Consider the following 17,815-nt stretch of genomic DNA (forward strand, 5'->3'; position numbering starts at 1 on the left):
TTATTAAATTATTCCGTGTTTACGGGTTCAGGTCAGCCAGGCTTCTTGATATTTTATTCATTATATATCAGGGTCGTAATGGTATTTCCATTAACTAAGACCTTGTTTGATATGGACTTTACTAATTTTATCCCTCTACCATGCTCAGAGTAAAAACTAATGTCCTCATCACAAATTATACCACAACCCTCATCTTTTACACTTACTATACAAAAATAATCATCAAACATGACCAGGCATTCAATTTTTCTATCGTATTCTTTGTTGTTGCCATGCTTGTAGGAGTTTGCAGTAAGTTCATCTAGGATAAGTCGTATTTTAAATATAAGATCCTCATCAAAGTTCTTATTTTTAAGTACTTCTATAACTCCCTTATTAAATTTTTCTATTAAATTAATATCAGTATTAATAACATCCCTTATAATATCCATACTTAATCCCTTCTATGCTCTATTAATACCCAATAGGCCGGCTAATCTTACAGGAATTTGGAAAACATTATTATTATTTTATTAGTCTTTAACTTTATGGTATAATATAAGTGTAAAACGAATGAAAGGAGACATTCTATGAAATACGTATGTACTGCATGTGGATTTATCTACGATCCTGCTGAAGGAGATGTAGAAAACGGAATTGAACCAGGTACAGAATTTGATCAATTACCAGAAGATTGGGTTTGCCCAGTTTGTGGTGTTGGCAAAGATATGTTCGAAGCTCAAGAATAATAAAAATTTTAGAGGTCCATAAGGGCCTCTTTTATTTTTCGAAATTCTTACTTTTAAAAAACTTAATTGATATAACGAGCGTTATAGCTATAAAGAAAACTCCTAACAAGTGGATGGAAATTCTTTGTGCATTTGGCTCATCGTCTATCTTTTTTCTTTTCTTTAGGTCAGCAAAGATTGATTTTTTACCTAGGTCTATATCATCATCCTTTGGCCCTATTTCTATTACTAGGTTGTCATTTTTTTGATCTTCTAGGTAGGTGCTACCCTCATCTCCACTAGGTATCTCCTCTTGACTAGCTGTATCATTACTAGGAAGACCTACCCTATTTCCATCAGTGGATGGGTTATTTGCATCAAGATTTTCCCTAAGGCCTTGTAGATTAGAAGGATTATTTTCATTGGTTGGATTATTTTGAGGAGATGATTGATTTTCTTTTTGAGTATCTCCTTCTTCTTTTTCATTACTTGGTGGTGGACTAGTCGGAGTAATGTTTGTCTGAGGAAGACTTCCATCATTTTCCTTATTTGCTTTGTTTTGAGTCGAATCTTCTATTCTGTTAGATACTTCTTCAGTTAGATCTGGACTCGCTGTTTCTTCTTTATCTCCCTCATCAATAGATCCAGAACCTTCTGGCATTGAAGTGCTTTCTTCTTCCTTAACCTCATCACTTGGAGGGCTAGCAGGTAATGGATTCTCTTCCTCATCTGTAAATCCTTCTAGGATTACAATTTTATCTTTTTCATGAGCGCTACCCTTTGACTCAACAGACGTCCCTTGTCCACTTGTTTCATCTGCCAAAACATCAACTTTGCCTAGAGAAAAAGATAAGAGACATACCATGAGAAGAAGTAGGGCCTTAATTTTAATTTTTTTCATAATTCGCCCATATTCCCTTCTATCTATATCTTACATTAAAAATCCAGGTCTTCAATAAAGAATAACAAAATTTCTACAAAATCTCACAAGAAAAGAACTTGACTAAGCAAGTTCTCCTTAATCATTTGTTAATTCGTCTGTTTGATACCAACCCTTGCCCACTACATTAGAAGTATTTAATATAGTTATAAAGGCCTTAGGGTCGATTTTTTTGATAAAGGCTCTAAACCTTGGCGCCTCAACATTAGAAGTCGCTGATATAAAGACAGTTAGATCTTTCTTTAGGTAAAGCCCCTTGGCATCTATGACTGTAGCTGACCTATTTAACTCTGACTTTATAAAGTTACCTACTTCTTCGGTCATGGATGTTATTATAATAAACATCTTAGCTTGCTTCATAGACGATATAATTATGTCAACAAAGACTCCCTTAATTAATAGACCAAATATAGAAAATAGTCCAATCTCCATGCCAAACACATAGATAGACCCTATGGTAAAGATACTATCTACCATCAAAAGGGCCTTGCCCACCTCAAGATTGGAATATTTCTTAAAAATCATCGCAATAATATCAGTGCCACCAGAAGATGCTGCTATATTAAAGAGGATAGCAGATCCCATAGAGCTTATTATTAGGGTAAAGAAAAGCTCCAGCATGGTATTATCTGTAAGTGTCCCACTTAGAGGGCAAATCTTATCTAGCAAAAGTGCTGTCAGAGAGTTAAGGATTGCCACATATCCTGTTCTTAGGGTAAAGGACTTACCAAGTATCAGAAAGGATACTACTAGTAGGGTCACATTTATTATAAGTGTTATAAGGGGTCTAGATAGGGGAACAAACATCGAAGCTATGATGCTCATTCCCTCAACCCCACCTATAACAAAGGAGTTGGGGTATTTGAAGAAGTGAGTTCCAAAGGCCATAAAAATCGCCGCAAAGCTCATCAAAAAATACCTCTTGGTCTTTGTCATAGGATCATGGTGGATAAGTTTTTTATTTCTATTTTCGATTATTCTATTTAAAGAATATTTATCATGTTTCATTTTATATCTTTGGTCATACCCCTAATTATCTGAATAGTTATCAAAGTATCCTTGGATTAAAACAATAGGTGTACCCTTGTCTCCTGACCCTGAAGTCAAATCACAAAGGGATCCTAGGAGGTCTGTAATTTGTCTAGGAGTTGTACCTAGGGTATCATTAGTACCCACAAGGTTGTCAGCCTTTTGAGCAATTCTTTGCCTAATAGCTTCATCCCTATCTTCTCCATCAACACCCTCTAGTTCATTATCTGCTAGGTATTTTATTTTAACTTCGTTAGGTGTTCCTGTGAGTCCTCCTGTGTAGGCCGGGGAAACAACTGGATCTGCAAGCTCCCAGATTTTGCCAACTGGATCTTTGAAGGCTCCATCACCGTAAATCATTACTTCGATTTGCTTATCAAACTCATCTATTAATTTCTTTTGGAGGGCATCTACGAAGCTTTGACCATCCCTTGGGAAGAGTTTAACCTTATTGTCAGTAGATAGGTTAGAGCCTAGAAGTCCATAATTTTCATTGTAGCCAGAGCCATCGACAGGTTCTGTCAAAATCTCGTCAAGCTTTAGGACTTTTTTGGCACCATTTTCTTCTAGTTGTTTCTTTACAATATTTCTTGTATGGATTGATGCAACCAAAACCTCATCTGTAAATTGTAGGGCATCTACAGGGTTATTTAGAAAATGAATTTCAGAATTTTCTGCTACTTCCTTGTAAAATTCAGGATAAGATATACCAGTAAACTCGTGTTTATAATCTCCTGCAAGCTTTTTGTATTGGTCCATATCTAATACATCAGAATAAGGATTTATATCGCTATTAAATAAATCCATCTCATCCATAATCCAGTTACCTACTTCATCTTGTGGGTAAGATAGGCAGATATGAAGTTTCTTGCCTGTCAAAGCAAATGCCTTTAGGAGGATAGAAAATCTATTCCTACTTAGGATTGGAAATAAGATAGCTAGTTCATCTCCATCAAATTTGTTATTTACATCCTCAGCTATTTGCTCTATTGTAACATAATTTCCTTGGGCACGAGCCACAAGAGATTCTGTAACACAAACTACGTCCTTATCGTTTAAGACAATGTCTTCTTGATCAGCTGCTTTTTTTACTACGTTAAATACAACATCTATCAAGTTATCACCATTTTTAATTATTGGGGCCCTAAGTCCCAATGATCTTGTTCCAATTATTCTTTCCATATTATTTCCCCTTTCACACAAGAATTATACAATATTTTTTCCAAAAATAAAAGATGCTAAGAAAATTAACTCCTAGCATCAAATTTATGCCCACACTTAGGGCATTTAACCTTGATTTTGCCCTTATTTTTAGGAATTCTAAGCTGTTGCTTGCAATTAGGGCATCTTATATATTTATAATTCTTATCCTTTTTATTTTTCTTAGATATATTAAAGGTATCCTTGATAGGGTTCAAAAATTTTTCCTTAAATATCCTATTCTCATAGGCCCTCTTGTAAGCATTTCTTGATAGTACCCTAAACAAGGCATAGATCACTACTACTAGTGAAATAATTTTGAGCATATCGCTTTTAAATATCATTGCCAATATACTAAAGGCTATAGCAAACCATACCAAAAATATACTATATTCATCTATTCCATTTCTCTTATTCATCAATTCCCTCTACTAACTCATCCATCACCTTGGATATATCGCCTTGGATCAAGAAGTCTGCCATCTTATCCTTAGGTGTTGGATACATATTTATAACAATCAACTTATTTCCCCTATAAAAATCTATAAGGCCTGCTGCAGGATAGACTACCAGGGAGGTTCCTCCGACTATAAGGACATCTGCAGATGCTATAAGATTTATAGCATAGGAGAGCTTGTCTTGATTAAGGCTTTCTCCATATAGGACTATATCAGGTCTTATAAGAGAGCCACACCTATCACAAGTAACTTCCCCATCAAAGCCCTTCACATAGTCTAGGTCAAAGGCCTTGCCACAAGATGTGCAATAATAATCTCTAAGGTTACCATGAAGCTCTACTACATTCTTGCTTCCTGCTTCTTGATGGAGGCTATCAATATTTTGGGTAATAATGCCCTTTAGCTTACCCCTTTCTTCAAGTTTAGCTAGGGCCTTGTGGGCCTTATTTGGCTTAACTCCATCAAGGATGAGATTCTCCTTGCAATAGGTCATAAACTCATCTGGATGGTCTACAAAAAATTCATGGCTTAACATATATTCAGGGGAATATTTCGAATTATTTTCCCTATTGTAAAGACCAGTTGCTGACCTAAAATCAGGCACTCCCGAAGCCGTAGAAACTCCTGCCCCACCAAAAAAGACTATATTATTTGAATCCTTAATAATTTGTCTAACTTCATCTAAATTAACCAAGCTAACCTCCTATATAAGATTTACATTATCTCTAAGATAAAAACTATCAACAAGGACCATTATACAAGCTACTACAAAATAATAAATTATAGGCGTTAGGATCTTGTAGACCCTATCTTCCCCATTGGCAAAGGGATAGATAAAGGCAAGGCCCATATTAGAAAAGACCTCTAAGCCATCTCCTACAAGAACTAGGGCAAAGAAATTTGTAATTAACACTAGGGGTAGGAAAATTAATCCTATTAATAAGATAGCCTTCCCTATTCCAAAACCTTCCTCAAAACGAATCTTGGAAAAGGCTAGTAAAACCACTAGAGTCAAGAAGATATCCATCACAAAGCCATGGGCCAGGTAAAATATAAAATCTATAGTGATCACAAAGCCCAGACATGCCAATACCACACTAAAGGCTAGGCTTGTTAGTAGGTAAAAGGCCCCTACCTCTATTATCTTTGCCATAACATGGTCGAAGCCTCCTACTGGTAGGCTAAAGGTAAAATACCCCTCGCTTGTAAAAAAGTCCCTATACAATATCCTTCCTAGGAAAAATATATTTCCTATAAGTAAAACCACTATACTACTTATTAAAATTATATCTGTAAAGTCCTTCTCCCTCATAAAATCCAAGAAAAAAGGCATCCTTACCAAAAAGAAAGACCCAACCATGGCAAGTATTGCCACAAGAGCCACTCCCATAAGGAATTTTCTTTGTCTTTTTAAATCGTATCTTATTAAATTAATCATAAGCCATAAACTTCCTTGTAGTAATCAGCTATACCCATTTGCTTATCTCTTCTAATCTTACTTGTCTCTTCCTCTGAAATAATCTTTCCATTACTTAGAAAAATCACATAATCCAAGATATTTTCAAGTTCTCTTAGCTTATGTCCTGCTATAATGAAGGTCGCTCCATCATCAAGCTTTCTTATAATTATATCAAGGAAACCATCCACCCCCAAGAGGTCAAGTCCCTCCATCGGCTCATCTAGGAGGAAGATTTCAGCATTTCTCCCAAGGGCAAGTCCTATCCTTAGCCTCTTTCTTTGGCCCTTAGAGAGCTTCCTGTTTTCCTTATCTAGGGGAACTGACAAAAAATCTAGGATATTGAGGGCAGCTTCACCATCAAAGTCCTCATAGAAATCCCCATAAATTTTTACAAAATCCCTACCACTAAAGTTAGGGTATAGGAGATTTATATCAGCTAGGTAGGATATTTTCTTCTTAGTCTCGCTAGATACCTTCTCTTCTCCTATAAGGATCTGCCCCTTATTAGCCTTCAAAAGGCCTAGGATTAGCTTGATTAGGGTCGACTTACCAGAGCCTGTAGGTCCCAGAAGACCATATACTGAGCCTTTTTTTATATTTAAATCAAGGTCTTCTATAAAGGCCTCTCCCCCATAGGATTTAGTCAAAGACTTAATTTGTATAATATTATCCATTGGCCCTACTCCTTCTTTCTAAATAGGTTAAAGCTTCCCCAGTATCAAGGCCGATTTGACCCATTTGGTTCAAAAAATCATTTATTATCCTATTGGCTAGATTTTCCTTGAGAGCATCAATCTTCCTATCATCAAGGCTTAGATAGTATTCTCCATCAACTAGTCTTATAAGCCCTCTATCTTCTAGCATAGCCATAGCCCTCTTCACATAGGCAGGGCCTGCCTTAAATCTATTGGTAAAAAACCTTAGGCTATATAACTTGTCCCCATCCTTTAGCTTTTTACTTATTATCTCCCTTGCAACAAAGTCGACCATCTCATCTTCTATAGGTGTATAAACCATCTTATCTCCTAGCAAATTAAATCTACATCTGTATCCAGGGTAAAGGCAGCTGATACAAAAACTATCATAATCATCCTCCCATACTCACCCAACTGATCGTAGGCTCTCTTATAATTCTTTACTCTAATCTTTTCCCTAACTTCTACTAGACTTTCAAAAAGTCCATCTAGGTTTGAAACTTCATTTTCAAAATGGAAGGTCTCATTCATAATCCTATAAAATTCTTCTTGGCTCTTAAAGTCTTCTCCATCTAATACAATCATTAATTTATCCTTTCAAAACTATCATAGTGGTCTTCTGTATAATAAATGTTTAAGTCCTCATCATAGACTATTCTCTCGGCCCCTCGTCTGCCACCATCATAATTGACATCAGCTTCCTTGTAGTCACCATCAGGCAAGGACCCTTCAAAGTTTCCAAAGTAATCTCCCCCTATGACTCCCTTATCGGTTACATCCCACAAATTACCTTCTGATGGCTCCCAACCAAGGTCAAGTGCTTCCTTCTTGGTGAGATAATTTTTGGGGAGCTTCTCGTATTCTATTAGGTAAGAAGTCACATCTTCTAGGGAGTAATAGGCCTCGTTTTCTTCTATCTTACTTTCGACCTGGGCATGTGGAGGTGGGGTATCCACGCTTTGGTTTGTAGGTAGGCATCCTGTTAAAGTTAAAATAATACTCGTTAGCAAATAAAAAATATGTTTTTTGACTTTCATTTTAAATCTCCTTATAGTATAATTATAGCAGACTTTGAGGAAAGTTCCTTAAAAAGAAAAAATTTAAAATTTTTTCAAAAAAATATTTGACAAATATAAAAATACCTAGTATACTATAATAGTCAGTTGAAACAACGGGGTGTGGCGCAGCTTGGTAGCGCGCGTGTTTTGGGAACATGAGGTCGAAGGTTCGAATCCTTTCACCCCGACCATCATTTAAGCACATGAGAATGTGCTTTTTATTTTACCCAAATTTCTTAAAAAATTTAAATTATTTGGGGCTGGTGAAAACTATGAATAATCATCGTCCCATCGTTAGAAAGTTCTCTTAGACAATTTGAGGCAAGCCTGCCGGCTCATTGAGGCCAAATTGTCGTTAAGGTTCTTCTAACGATTTTGGGACGATTTATTCATTCTGCAGCAGCCCTTTTTTTGCCTAGGTTAAAATTTTTTTCTAACCTTTAGTTTGATTTTCGCTAATTTTTCCTACAAAAAAAGCCCCCACGGGGAGGACTTTTATAGATCTTCTAGTTTTATATAAGCTTTACCACTAGCCTTTGGTGCTGATGATTTGCCCTTAAATATTATTAGTATCAATAGTGTTGCTATATATGGAATCATTGATATGAATTCTATTGGAAGGCCTATGCCAGTTGATCCTAGGTAGGTTGCTATGGCTTGGGCTAGTCCAAAGAATAAAGATCCTATCAAAACACCTTGTGGTTTCCAGTTACCAAATATAACAGTTACTAGGGCGATGTAGCCTTGACCTGCTATAAGGGTTGGTGAGAAGGACGATACTACAGCAAGGGACATGGATGCTCCACCAAGGCCTGCCATAAAGCCTGAGAAAATTACACAGCCATATCTAATCCTTGATACGTTGATGTTTAAGGTCTCACAAGCCTTAGGATGCTCACCAACAGCTATAATTCTTAGTCCAAGTTTTGTCTTGTAGAGTATAAAGAAAAGTACTACAACCATGATAAAGGCAATATAAACTGTTGCATATTGACCGAAGATGTTGTTAAAGGCTTGGTTATTTACTAGTCCCCTAAAGAGTCTTGGAATTTTATTTTCAAGTGGTATTGAAGGAGTTTGGGTTGCTCCATCAAAGAACAATCTTGCTAGGAAGAGGGCAAGTCCAGGAGCTAGCGTATTGATAGCTATACCTGAAATAGTTTGATCTCCTGCAAGACTTACTGATATAAAGGTATGGATAAGTCCAAATGCTGCTCCAGCAAGCCCCCCTGCCAAGAAAGCAAGCCAAGGATTACCTAGCTTGAATCCAACCACAGCACCAGTCAAAGCCCCTATGGTCATCATTCCTTCTAGTCCTATATTTACTACACCAGATTTCTCACTCATCATTCCTCCAAGTCCTGTCAGTAGGACTGGAGCTGCGTTAGAGAAGGTATTTCCTATAATTAATGCAAGTATTGTTAAGTTAATCATCTGACATCCTCCTCATTTTTTACCTTTTGTGCTTCTTCTTGGACATTCTTTAAGTTACGGTGTTTTCTTATCTTGGCCTTTATAATCCTAAATACCAAAGGCACAGCTGTAAATAGGATTATGGTTCCTATTATGATTGAAATAATTTCACTTGGTACTCCCATAGCCCTTTGGAGGTTGCTACCTGCATATTTTAATGATCCAAAGAATAAGCCTGAGAAGATTACTCCTATCGGGTTGTTTGAAGCAAGTAAGGATACTGCTAGTCCATCAAAGCCGAAGTTTTGCATGGATGATAGGATTGATAGGTTGTAGGTAAAGCCAAGGACTTGGGTTACACCAGCCAAGGCACAGATAGCACCAGATATAGCCATGGATTGAACAATTTTTTTACCTGAATCAATACCACCATATTCGCTGGCTTCCTTATTTAGACCTACTGCCTTTAGCTTATAGCCGAGGGTTGTCTTATTTAGGATGAACCAAACTATAACTACTGCCACTATAGCAAGAATAGTACCCCAGTGGATAGGCGCCCTAAAGAATTTGGAGAAAAATCCCTCAAACCTCTTAGCTGCATCTGTAAATAAAGTAATCTTGGCACTATCAGCTATATCAAAAGATCCCATAGAGTTTGGTTGTTGGTACCTATAAACGATAAAGTTTTGCAAATAAAAGGCTACCCAGTTAAGCATTATAGTTGAAATAACTTCATGGATACCAAACTTGGACTTAATAAAGCCTGCCAAGGCTCCATAGGCTGCTCCACAAACCATAGTTACTATAATAGCAACTATTGGCAAGATTACTGGTGGAAGGTCAAGGAGATAGCCTACCAAGAAGCCAACTATAGTTCCTATAATAAATTGACCCTCAGCTCCCATATTAAATAGGCCTGTTTGGAAGGCAAAGCAGACACCAAGACCTGTGATAATTATAGGCGTTGAGTTTACTATGGCCCAGCCCATATGTCTAGGGGTTTTAAATACTCCCAAAAATAAGTTCTTAAATCCTTCTATAGGGTTATAGCCTGCTATAATTAAAACTATGGCTCCTACCAAAAGTCCTAAAAGGACTGATATAATCGTAAATAAAACCTTGGAGCTAGCTAATGACTTTTTAGATTTTTTCATTTTAACTGATTTCTCACTCATTGCTTCCTCCTGCCATAAGTCTTCCTATTTCAAAAGCATCAGTCTTCTTAGGGTCTCTTTCTCCTACGATCTTTCCATCAAAGATGACTGCAATCCTATCTGATAGGTCCATAATCTCATCTAATTCGAAACTAATAAGAAGGACTGCCTTGTTTGCATTTCTAAGCTCTACTAGGTATTGGTGGATAAATTCTATAGCTCCTACATCAAGTCCCCTAGTAGGTTGAGCTGCTATGAGGACATCAGGATTATTTGAAATCTCTCTAGCAATAATAACCTTTTGTTGGTTACCACCTGATAAAGAGCCTGCTTGCTCATTTATATTTGTAGGACGGATGTCAAATTTTTCGACCAGGTCCCTGGCATTTTCTGCTATATTAGAGAAGTTTAGCCTACCCTTAGTTGAAAATGGCTCTTCGCTTACCCTCTCTAGGATAAGATTGTCCTTGATAGGGTATTCTAGGATAAGTCCCCTCTTTTGCCTATCTTCTGGTATAGAATTCATGCCTGTATCTAGGACCTTCTTGGTGGAAGCATTGGTAATGTCTACTCCATTTAGGGTAACCTTGCCCTTGCTTACCTTTCTCATTCCTGTTATGGCATCTATAAGCTCAGTTTGGCCATTGCCATCAACTCCGGCTATACCTAGGATTTCTCCTGCATGGAGCTTTAGGTTAAGTCCCTTTAGGGCATCTATGCCCCTCTTATCCTTAACCCAGAGGTCTTCGATATTTAATACAACTCCTCCCCTTTGGATTTCTTTTTTGTCTACATTGAAGCTAACATCCCTACCTACCATCTTTTCAGCTAGGGTGTTTTCGTCTACCTCATCAACCATAACCTTATCGATAAACTTACCCCTTCTAATGATGGTACAGGTATCAGCCATGGCCTTGATCTCAGCAAGTTTGTGGGTTATGATTATAACGCTTTTGCCAAGCTTGGTTAGCCTTTCTACAATATCTATAAACTCTACTATCTCTTGTGGGGTAAGTACTGCTGTTGGCTCGTCAAATATAAGGATATCTGCTCCATGGTATAAGGCCTTTAGGATCTCAACCCTTTGTTGCATACCTACTGATATATCTTCAATCTTATCCTTTAGATTTATAGATAGGTTAAAGTCTTTACTTAGTTTTTCTACCTCAGCGTAAGCTTCTTTTCTATCAAGAAAAGGTCCTTGGGTTTTTTCGTAACCAAGAATAATATTTTCTGTTACAGTAAGTGGCTCGATCAACATAAAGTGTTGATGGACCATACCAATTCCTGCCTCAATTGCAGCCCTTGGCGTCATATGGTCATAGGTCTTGCCATTTATTGTAATAGTTCCCCCATTTGGTGGAAACATTCCATAGAGGATGTTCATAAGGGTGGTTTTGCCTGCACCATTTTCTCCCAAAATAGCGTGAACTTCGCTCTTGTGAAGGTCGAAGTCGATATTTGTTAGAACTTGGTTTGTACCAAAACTCTTACTTATGTTCCTCATGCTTACAACTGGGGCTTCATTAAAATAATCTTTCATAGAATATCCCCCTCTGCTAAATTCATTTCTTTATCCTATCATATCATAAAACGAAAAAAATTAATATCTTTTAAAATTTTTTGCAAAAAAAAGAAGCGGACTCATCCGCCTCTTACTTATTCTTATTTTTCGTAGCCTAGTTTTGTGAATTCTTCTTCGTTTTGTGGAACTTCGATTTCGCCTGCTACGATTTTTTCTCTAAGTTCTTCTACCTTGTCTTTGATTTCTTGGCTAACTAGGTCATTTGGACCATAAGCTAGGTCTACTGCCTTACCATCAGCTAAGGTAAAGTCTCTTGTTGTACCACCTTCAAATTTTCCACTAGCTAAATCATCTACTACGATCTTAATAGCATCGCCTACACCCTTGATTGTAGATACAAGCATGTTATCTGGAGCTTCTTCTCCTTGATCTCTATCAACACCAATTACCCATTTATCATTTTCTTTTGCAGCTTCAATTACGCCTATTCCTGTACCACCAGCAGCGTGCATTACAACGTCTGCACCTGATTGATACATTTGGTTAGCTATATTTTTTCCTGCAGCTTGGTCAGCATAGCTGTTTGCATATTGAACATCGACTTTGATTTCTTTGCCCTTTTCCTTAGCAGCTTCTGCTATACCAGCTCTAAAACCATATTCAAATCTATCGATTACATCAGATACTTGTCCACCTACAAATCCAACATGGTTAGATTCACTCTTCATACCTGCAATGTAGCCAGCTAGAAATGAGTTTTGGTGGTCAGCAAAGGTAATTCCTAGTAAGTTTTCTTGCTCTTCGATATTTGCATTATCAATTATGGCATATTTTTGATCTGGGTTTGTATCAGCAGCTTCGCTAGTATCGTTATATAGGGCATATCCTACTGTAAGGATAAGGTCTGATCCGCTATCCAAGGCACTCTCTAGGTTTGGTTGGTAGTCAGCATCTGAGTGTGATTCGATATAATCAAATTCTACCTTTCCTTCGTCCTTGTATGCGTTTAGTCCTTCATAAGCTGATTGGTTAAATGACTTATCATTTACCCCACCTTCATCGGTAACCATAGTAACTTTTACAACTTCTTCTGATGGAGTCTCACTTGCTGCTCCTTCGTTCTCTGTGCTTGTTGCTTCTTCTGATGTTGCTACTGTTGCATTTTCAGCTGATGTGTCTTCAGCATTTTCTGTATTAGCATTGTTTCCACAAGCTGCTAGAGCAACAGATAATGATAGTACAGAGACAATAGACATAATTTTATTGATTTTCATAAATTCCCTCCTAATTAATCTACTGCTTACAAATTTATTCTATAAGATAAAGTAACTTTTGTCTAGTTAAAATTAAAGTTTTTTTAATTTTCTGTAAAATTTATATTAAATTCTAGCAAAATATCCCTAGCTCATCCATTACTTAAATTCTTCGTCTTGTTTTTCTCCCTCGCTAATGCCTTCTGATGATAGGACTTGGGGGATGGTTTTTAGGATTATCTTTAGGTCGTTGATGAAGGTTACATGCTCTGCATAGAGACCATCAATCTTGGCCTTTTTGGCAGGTGGTAGGTTGTCCCTTCCTGATATTTGACTAAGGCCTGTAATCCCTGGTCTAAGCCTTGAAGCCCCATACTCTTCTCTAAGCTCTATTAACTCTTTTTCCTTGAGAATAACAGGTCTTGGCCCAACTATTGCCATATCCCCCTTCACTATATTTATTAGTTGGGGAAGTTCATCAATGGAAGTCTTTCTTATGAAGGCCCCCACCTTGGTTATATAGGACTCGGCATTGGATAGTGCCCAGGTCGCTTGGTTTTTAGGAGCATCTGTCCTCATAGACCTAAATTTGATGCACTTAAAGGGGATGCTATCCCTCCCTGACCTATCTTGGATGAAGAATACCTTCCCCTTGGGATCTTCGATTTTAATAGCAAGAGCCGTTATTAAAAATATTGGGGATAGGACAATAAGGCCAAGGCCAGCTAGAATCCTATCCATTATATTTTTCACATACTTTTCATACATAACTTTCTCCACTTATAGGTCAAATAATCCAAGTTCCTCTTCGGATAGTTCCCTATATTCTCCTTCAGCCAGGTGGACATCGAGGGCTAAATCCCCTATGGCTACCCTCTTAAGCTCTACTACTTCGTTGTCATTGTTTGAAAATAGCCTCTTAACCAGGTGAAATTTCCCCTCGCTTACCTTGACCAAGGCCTTCTTATCATCAATTATTTCTAGCTCAGCTGGTCTTGCTGTATAATCATCTTCCTTGATATAGACTCCCTCAGCAAAGACCTCCACTAGACTTGGGTCAATCTTATCACGTGTCGCTACCTCGTAGGTCTTAAATATTTTGGAATTAGGGCTTGTTACCTTGTGGATAAATTTCCCATCAGTTGATAAGATCAAAAGCCCTCTAGTATCCTTATCAAGTCTACCGGCTATTCCTATATCTAGATTCCTATAAAAGTCATCTAATAGGTCTACAACCGTCTCATCCCTATCGACTGTCGCTGATAGGACTCCCTTGGGTTTGTTCATCATAAGGTAGATATTTTCAAAATAATCTACAGGAACCCCCATATAGTAAACTTCGTCTACATCAGGATCCACATCAATAGATGTGTCCTTTACGACTTCTCCATTTACAATAATTGCTCCTTTTTTTGCATTTCTCTTTATATTTTTACGACTATCAAGGCCGCTATTTCCAATCATCTTATCTAATCTCATTGTGGACCTCTCTTGAGTATCTTATTAACTGCTTCCTCTAATTCATAGTAGGACTTATAAAAGTCATCCAAATAATCTCGCCCCTTGGCTGTTATATAATAATATTTTCTCTTTGGGCCTATCTTTGACTTCTTGTAGGCGCCTAGGATGAGTCCTTTTTTGGATAATCTAAGGAGTATAGGATATACTGTACCTTCAGTCATCGTATAAAATCCACTATTTTTTAACTCTTCAACTATCTCGTAGCCATAAGTTTCGTTATTTTTTATAATGTGGAGGATTATCCCGTCTATAACTCCCTTTAACATTTGACTTTCTATCATAATATCACCTTCCTATATTGTATAGCAAAGTAGACACTAATCAAGACCTCTTGCAATAATAGATGAATGGACAAAGCTTACACTTGCTTGGCTCCTTGGTCCTATCAAAGTCCTCCCCATCAACTATCTTTCTTGCGATAGAGTCAATCTCATCAATGGCCATCCCTCCATCTTCTACCTCTATAAGCTCATCCTTTTCTACAAAGTAGAGGTAAGTCTTATTAACTTCTTCCTTGTTAAGCCTTAGGAGGTTCTTGTAGGTAAGGACTTGGTTCTTGTAGGAGCCTAGGCTATCCTTATCGATATTTCCTGTCTTAAGGTCCATTATCGAAGAGTCTTCCAATAAAAGGTCGATAGTTCCTTGGAGGATATAAAAGTCCCTATCAGCCTTATAATTTACTTCGCTAGCCCTAACATCAAAGCTCCTTCCTAAGTAGTTTGAAAGACTTAAAGAATAATCAGAATTTTTGACCAAAAATTTGTATAGGTCTTCCTTTTCATAGACTTCCGAATTAATATACTCTACCAATTCATGGATATGGGACCCAAAGTAGAGGCTCTCGGTCTTGACCATCCTAAAATTATTTTCCCTAATGAGCTTATACTTCATAGGACAAGTCATATAGAGGTCAATATCACTAGTAAAGGCTAGGACTTTCTTTTCTTCTTCCCTGTCCTTCCTAAGAAAATCAATAGTTCTTATATCTGACCCAGAATTAAGTCCCCTCATAAAGTTCTTAATACGTACATCCCTAGAATTATCTAAGATAACGAGGAGCTTTTTTGCCCTAGTGAAGGCTGTATAGTACTTCCTATAAAAATCCAACTCAGGGTCCTTATCATCCTTCCTATCCTTATCCAAAAAAGAAAAGGAAGACCTAGGGTAGTCATTAAGAGATGAAACAAAGACCACATCAAACTCCAGGCCCTTGGCCTGGTGGATGGTCATAAAGTTTACTGCATCCTTGTCATAGGAGTCTTCTTCATACTCACTTAGGCCCTTATTCTTAAAGTATAGATAAAGATAAGAGCTGATAAATTTCCTAAAAAAGTCCTCATCCTTATCTACTAGCTCATCATAATCAACTCCAAGGCCCATAAACTTCCCTATATTAGAAAAGCCCCTCTCATCCCTAAGGTCCTGGTAGAAGGAAAGGCCCAATGCCCTATAAATTACCTCAGATATGAGAGTCCCCTCTTTGATAGACTTTATAAAGTCCAACAGCTCCCTATCAGAAGAATATTTATCGTAGATTTCCTTGAGGTAAGCCTTGTATTCGTAATATTTCCTCTCTTCGTATGTATAGGGACTATAGTCAAGGTCGATTGGATAAATCCCTCCCAGGGAAGTTAGAATAAAGACCAATATCTCGATCTCAGTATTGTTGAAAAACCTATCCGACTTACGGTTTATGACCCCTATCCCTGCCTTTTCGAAACTTTCTTCTAGGTCCTTGGGGTAGGGATTATTAAAGCTTGGAAAGAGGAAGGCGATTTGACCCAGGTTGATTTTTTCTCCAAGAATCTTAACAATCTTAATTAGATTATCTGTCTCATTGGCCCTGGCCCTTACTATGGAATTGGGATTCCTATCCCCCAGTCCCATCAAGTCCTTCTTGGTCTTGGTCGCAGCCTTAATAAAGTCCTTGGCCCTTGTTACAATCTCGTCATTGGACCTATAATTTATCTCTAGCCTGTAGGAAGTAACCTTCTTGCCGGAATATTCTTCAAACCTATCAGCAAAGTTAAGGAGATTATTTACATCAGCTCCCCTAAAAGAATAGAGTCCCTGGTCATCATCACCAAAAACCATGATATTTCCATTTCTAGTAAGCTTCATAGCTATCTTCTCTTGGATCAAGTTGGTATCCTGGTACTCATCGATTATAACCAGGTCAATCTTATCCCTTATCATTTCTCCTCTTTTTTCATCTGATAAGATATCGAGGAAGGTCTTTAGAATAAGCTGGAAGTTCATCAAGCCCTTGTCCTTCAATATTTTTTCGTAAGTACTATAGACCTCATAGGCAAAGACTTCCCTAGGATCATCTGAATCCTTTAGACTAAGGGGGTCAATTACAGAATTAATTATTCCTGAAAAGATATCGAGGATGGTCTTTGCGTCATTGTATTGGATAAAGGTCTTGTAACCCTCTATGGCCCTAAATTTTTCTATATTTTCATTAACTAAAAACTCCTCACCCTCAGTTCCTATTATTTTTCCGGTAAAAAATTCATCATCTAGGTTCTTGTATTTACTTATAAAGTCAAGGGCAAGGGAGTGGAAGTTACCGACCATCATATTGGATAGGTCCCTATCAAGACCCTCCTCCTTAAGTCTTTCTAGGATCCTCCTAGTTACTTCTCTAGCAGCCTTTTTTGTGAAGGTCGTTATTAGGACCCTGTTTGCCCTGACATCTCCCTTTTTTATTGAATTTACCACATACTCAACCAGGGTGTGGGTCTTACCTGTTCCAGGTCCTGCTATAACTAGAGCAGGAAGTTTCGCTCCATTAATTATCTTCTCTTGGTGTATATTTTTCATAAAATTTTCTCAAAGCATATCCTATCCTTAGCCTTGCCCTCCTCCATTATTTCTATATGACCTATGTAGGTAAAGTCGAATTTATTAAGTAGGCCCCTCATACGGAAGTTATCCTCGTGGGTATCTATCCTCAGGCTATCCTTGCCCTCTTTCCTGGCGAATGCTATAATTTTTTCCATAAAAATCGAACCCAACCCCTTAGTATTTTCCTTGTGGGCCATGAAGGTGTGGACTACAAAATAGTCCTTTCCCCTAAACTTATATTCCCACCTATTGTAGGTGGCTTCGCTCTCGCTTAAGGCTCCATAGCCCTGGATGACTCCCCTATCATCTAAGACCATCCCTTCCTTAGCCCTAAGTTGCCTTCTTAATAAGTCCCTATTGGGTGATGACTTTTGCCACTGGTCTACCCCGTCTTTTCTTAGGGAGGCCCTAGCAAAGTCGATTAATTTTAAAACTTGATCCATATCTTCTTTTTTGAAAGATCTTAGCTCCATATCTACCTTCCTTTTGCCTTTTTATTACTATACCATAGGGAGGGTCTGTCTTTGTAATTACTTGGCTATCCTGTATAATA

General features: G+C 37.7%; 21 protein-coding genes and 1 tRNA gene. 2 read left to right on the forward strand and 20 right to left on the reverse strand.

The features are described 5' to 3' along the window. Positions 1 to 53 precede the first annotated feature (53 nt). Positions 54 to 431, reverse strand: coding sequence for an ATP-binding protein (locus tag MUN42_RS04710; protein ID WP_243343287.1), 378 nt, complete (start codon positions 429 to 431; stop codon positions 54 to 56). A gap of 138 nt (positions 432 to 569) precedes the next feature. Here MUN42_RS04710 and rd point away from each other — a divergent pair, with 138 nt between their 5' ends. Continuing rightward, complete coding sequence (gene rd, locus MUN42_RS04715; protein WP_243343289.1) at positions 570 to 728, forward strand: rubredoxin; 159 nt, start codon at positions 570 to 572, stop codon at positions 726 to 728. Positions 729 to 759: 31 nt separating this feature from the next. Here rd and MUN42_RS04720 read toward each other — a convergent pair whose 3' ends face one another. From MUN42_RS04720 to MUN42_RS04765, 10 genes are all read right to left on the reverse strand, one after another. After that, positions 760 to 1,608, reverse strand: coding sequence for a hypothetical protein (locus MUN42_RS04720; RefSeq protein ID WP_243343290.1), 849 nt, complete (start codon positions 1,606 to 1,608; stop codon positions 760 to 762). 117 nt (positions 1,609 to 1,725) lie between these two features. Beyond that, the gene (locus MUN42_RS04725; RefSeq protein WP_243343291.1) at positions 1,726 to 2,655 is read right to left on the reverse strand and encodes a YitT family protein; all 930 of its coding nucleotides are present in this window, start codon (positions 2,653 to 2,655) and stop codon (positions 1,726 to 1,728) included. 21 nt (positions 2,656 to 2,676) lie between these two features. After that, entirely contained in the window at positions 2,677 to 3,858 is a 1,182-nt protein-coding gene (locus tag MUN42_RS04730) for a coenzyme F420-0:L-glutamate ligase (protein ID WP_243343292.1), read from the reverse strand. A 65-nt stretch (positions 3,859 to 3,923) separates the two neighbouring features. Next, the gene (locus tag MUN42_RS04735; RefSeq protein ID WP_243343293.1) at positions 3,924 to 4,295 is read right to left on the reverse strand and encodes a zinc-ribbon domain-containing protein; all 372 of its coding nucleotides are present in this window, start codon (positions 4,293 to 4,295) and stop codon (positions 3,924 to 3,926) included. Next, on the reverse strand, positions 4,288 to 5,028 hold the full coding sequence (locus MUN42_RS04740) for an NAD-dependent protein deacylase (protein ID WP_243343294.1): 741 nt from the start codon (positions 5,026 to 5,028) through the stop codon (positions 4,288 to 4,290). The genes MUN42_RS04735 and MUN42_RS04740 overlap by 8 nt, the downstream gene beginning before the upstream one ends. Before the next feature lie 9 nt (positions 5,029 to 5,037). After that, complete coding sequence (locus tag MUN42_RS04745; RefSeq protein WP_243343295.1) at positions 5,038 to 5,772, reverse strand: hypothetical protein; 735 nt, start codon at positions 5,770 to 5,772, stop codon at positions 5,038 to 5,040. After that, positions 5,769 to 6,467: an ABC transporter ATP-binding protein gene (locus MUN42_RS04750; RefSeq protein ID WP_243343296.1), complete on the reverse strand. Its 699-nt coding sequence runs from the start codon at positions 6,465 to 6,467 to the stop codon at positions 5,769 to 5,771. The genes MUN42_RS04745 and MUN42_RS04750 overlap by 4 nt, the downstream gene beginning before the upstream one ends. After that, complete coding sequence (locus MUN42_RS04755; protein WP_243343297.1) at positions 6,460 to 6,810, reverse strand: GntR family transcriptional regulator; 351 nt, start codon at positions 6,808 to 6,810, stop codon at positions 6,460 to 6,462. Before MUN42_RS04755 ends, MUN42_RS04750 begins: the two co-directional genes overlap by 8 nt. Positions 6,811 to 6,818: 8 nt before the next feature. Continuing rightward, on the reverse strand, positions 6,819 to 7,073 hold the full coding sequence (locus MUN42_RS04760) for a barstar family protein (RefSeq protein WP_243343299.1): 255 nt from the start codon (positions 7,071 to 7,073) through the stop codon (positions 6,819 to 6,821). Then, positions 7,073 to 7,525 (reverse strand): ribonuclease domain-containing protein, encoded by a 453-nt coding sequence (locus MUN42_RS04765; RefSeq protein WP_243343300.1) that lies wholly within the window; start codon positions 7,523 to 7,525, stop codon positions 7,073 to 7,075. The genes MUN42_RS04760 and MUN42_RS04765 overlap by 1 nt, the downstream gene beginning before the upstream one ends. Before the next feature lie 135 nt (positions 7,526 to 7,660). Here MUN42_RS04765 and MUN42_RS04770 point away from each other — a divergent pair. Further along, a tRNA-Pro gene (locus MUN42_RS04770) sits at positions 7,661 to 7,737 on the forward strand. Between the two features lie 304 nt (positions 7,738 to 8,041). Here the strand turns inward: MUN42_RS04770 and MUN42_RS04775 are convergent. The 9 genes from MUN42_RS04775 to MUN42_RS04815 form a co-directional block, all read right to left on the reverse strand. Further along, entirely contained in the window at positions 8,042 to 8,980 is a 939-nt protein-coding gene (locus MUN42_RS04775) for an ABC transporter permease (protein ID WP_243343302.1), read from the reverse strand. Further along, a complete protein-coding gene (locus MUN42_RS04780) occupies positions 8,977 to 10,134 on the reverse strand; it encodes an ABC transporter permease (RefSeq protein WP_243343303.1) in 1,158 nt (385 codons plus the stop codon). The genes MUN42_RS04775 and MUN42_RS04780 overlap by 4 nt, the downstream gene beginning before the upstream one ends. Beyond that, entirely contained in the window at positions 10,127 to 11,656 is a 1,530-nt protein-coding gene (locus MUN42_RS04785) for an ABC transporter ATP-binding protein (protein WP_243343305.1), read from the reverse strand. Before MUN42_RS04785 ends, MUN42_RS04780 begins: the two co-directional genes overlap by 8 nt. 122 nt (positions 11,657 to 11,778) lie before the next feature. Beyond that, on the reverse strand, positions 11,779 to 12,912 hold the full coding sequence (locus MUN42_RS04790; protein WP_243343307.1) for a BMP family ABC transporter substrate-binding protein: 1,134 nt from the start codon (positions 12,910 to 12,912) through the stop codon (positions 11,779 to 11,781). 138 nt (positions 12,913 to 13,050) lie between these two features. Continuing rightward, a complete protein-coding gene (locus MUN42_RS04795) occupies positions 13,051 to 13,659 on the reverse strand; it encodes a sugar transferase (protein ID WP_243343309.1) in 609 nt (202 codons plus the stop codon). Between the two features lie 12 nt (positions 13,660 to 13,671). Then, positions 13,672 to 14,370, reverse strand: a complete 699-nt coding sequence (locus MUN42_RS04800; protein WP_243343310.1) for a pseudouridine synthase — start codon at positions 14,368 to 14,370, stop codon at positions 13,672 to 13,674. Continuing rightward, on the reverse strand, positions 14,367 to 14,693 hold the full coding sequence (locus MUN42_RS04805) for a PadR family transcriptional regulator (protein ID WP_243343311.1): 327 nt from the start codon (positions 14,691 to 14,693) through the stop codon (positions 14,367 to 14,369). The genes MUN42_RS04800 and MUN42_RS04805 overlap by 4 nt, the downstream gene beginning before the upstream one ends. Before the next feature lie 40 nt (positions 14,694 to 14,733). Beyond that, positions 14,734 to 17,238: an ATP-dependent DNA helicase gene (locus tag MUN42_RS04810; protein WP_243343312.1), complete on the reverse strand. Its 2,505-nt coding sequence runs from the start codon at positions 17,236 to 17,238 to the stop codon at positions 14,734 to 14,736. After that, positions 17,235 to 17,735 (reverse strand): GNAT family N-acetyltransferase, encoded by a 501-nt coding sequence (locus tag MUN42_RS04815; protein WP_243343313.1) that lies wholly within the window; start codon positions 17,733 to 17,735, stop codon positions 17,235 to 17,237. Before MUN42_RS04815 ends, MUN42_RS04810 begins: the two co-directional genes overlap by 4 nt. Positions 17,736 to 17,815: the final 80 nt, after the last annotated feature.

It is taken from the genome of Anaerococcus sp. AGMB09787 (assembly GCF_022808955.1).
In the GTDB taxonomy this organism is placed as follows: domain Bacteria; phylum Bacillota; class Clostridia; order Tissierellales; family Peptoniphilaceae; genus Anaerococcus.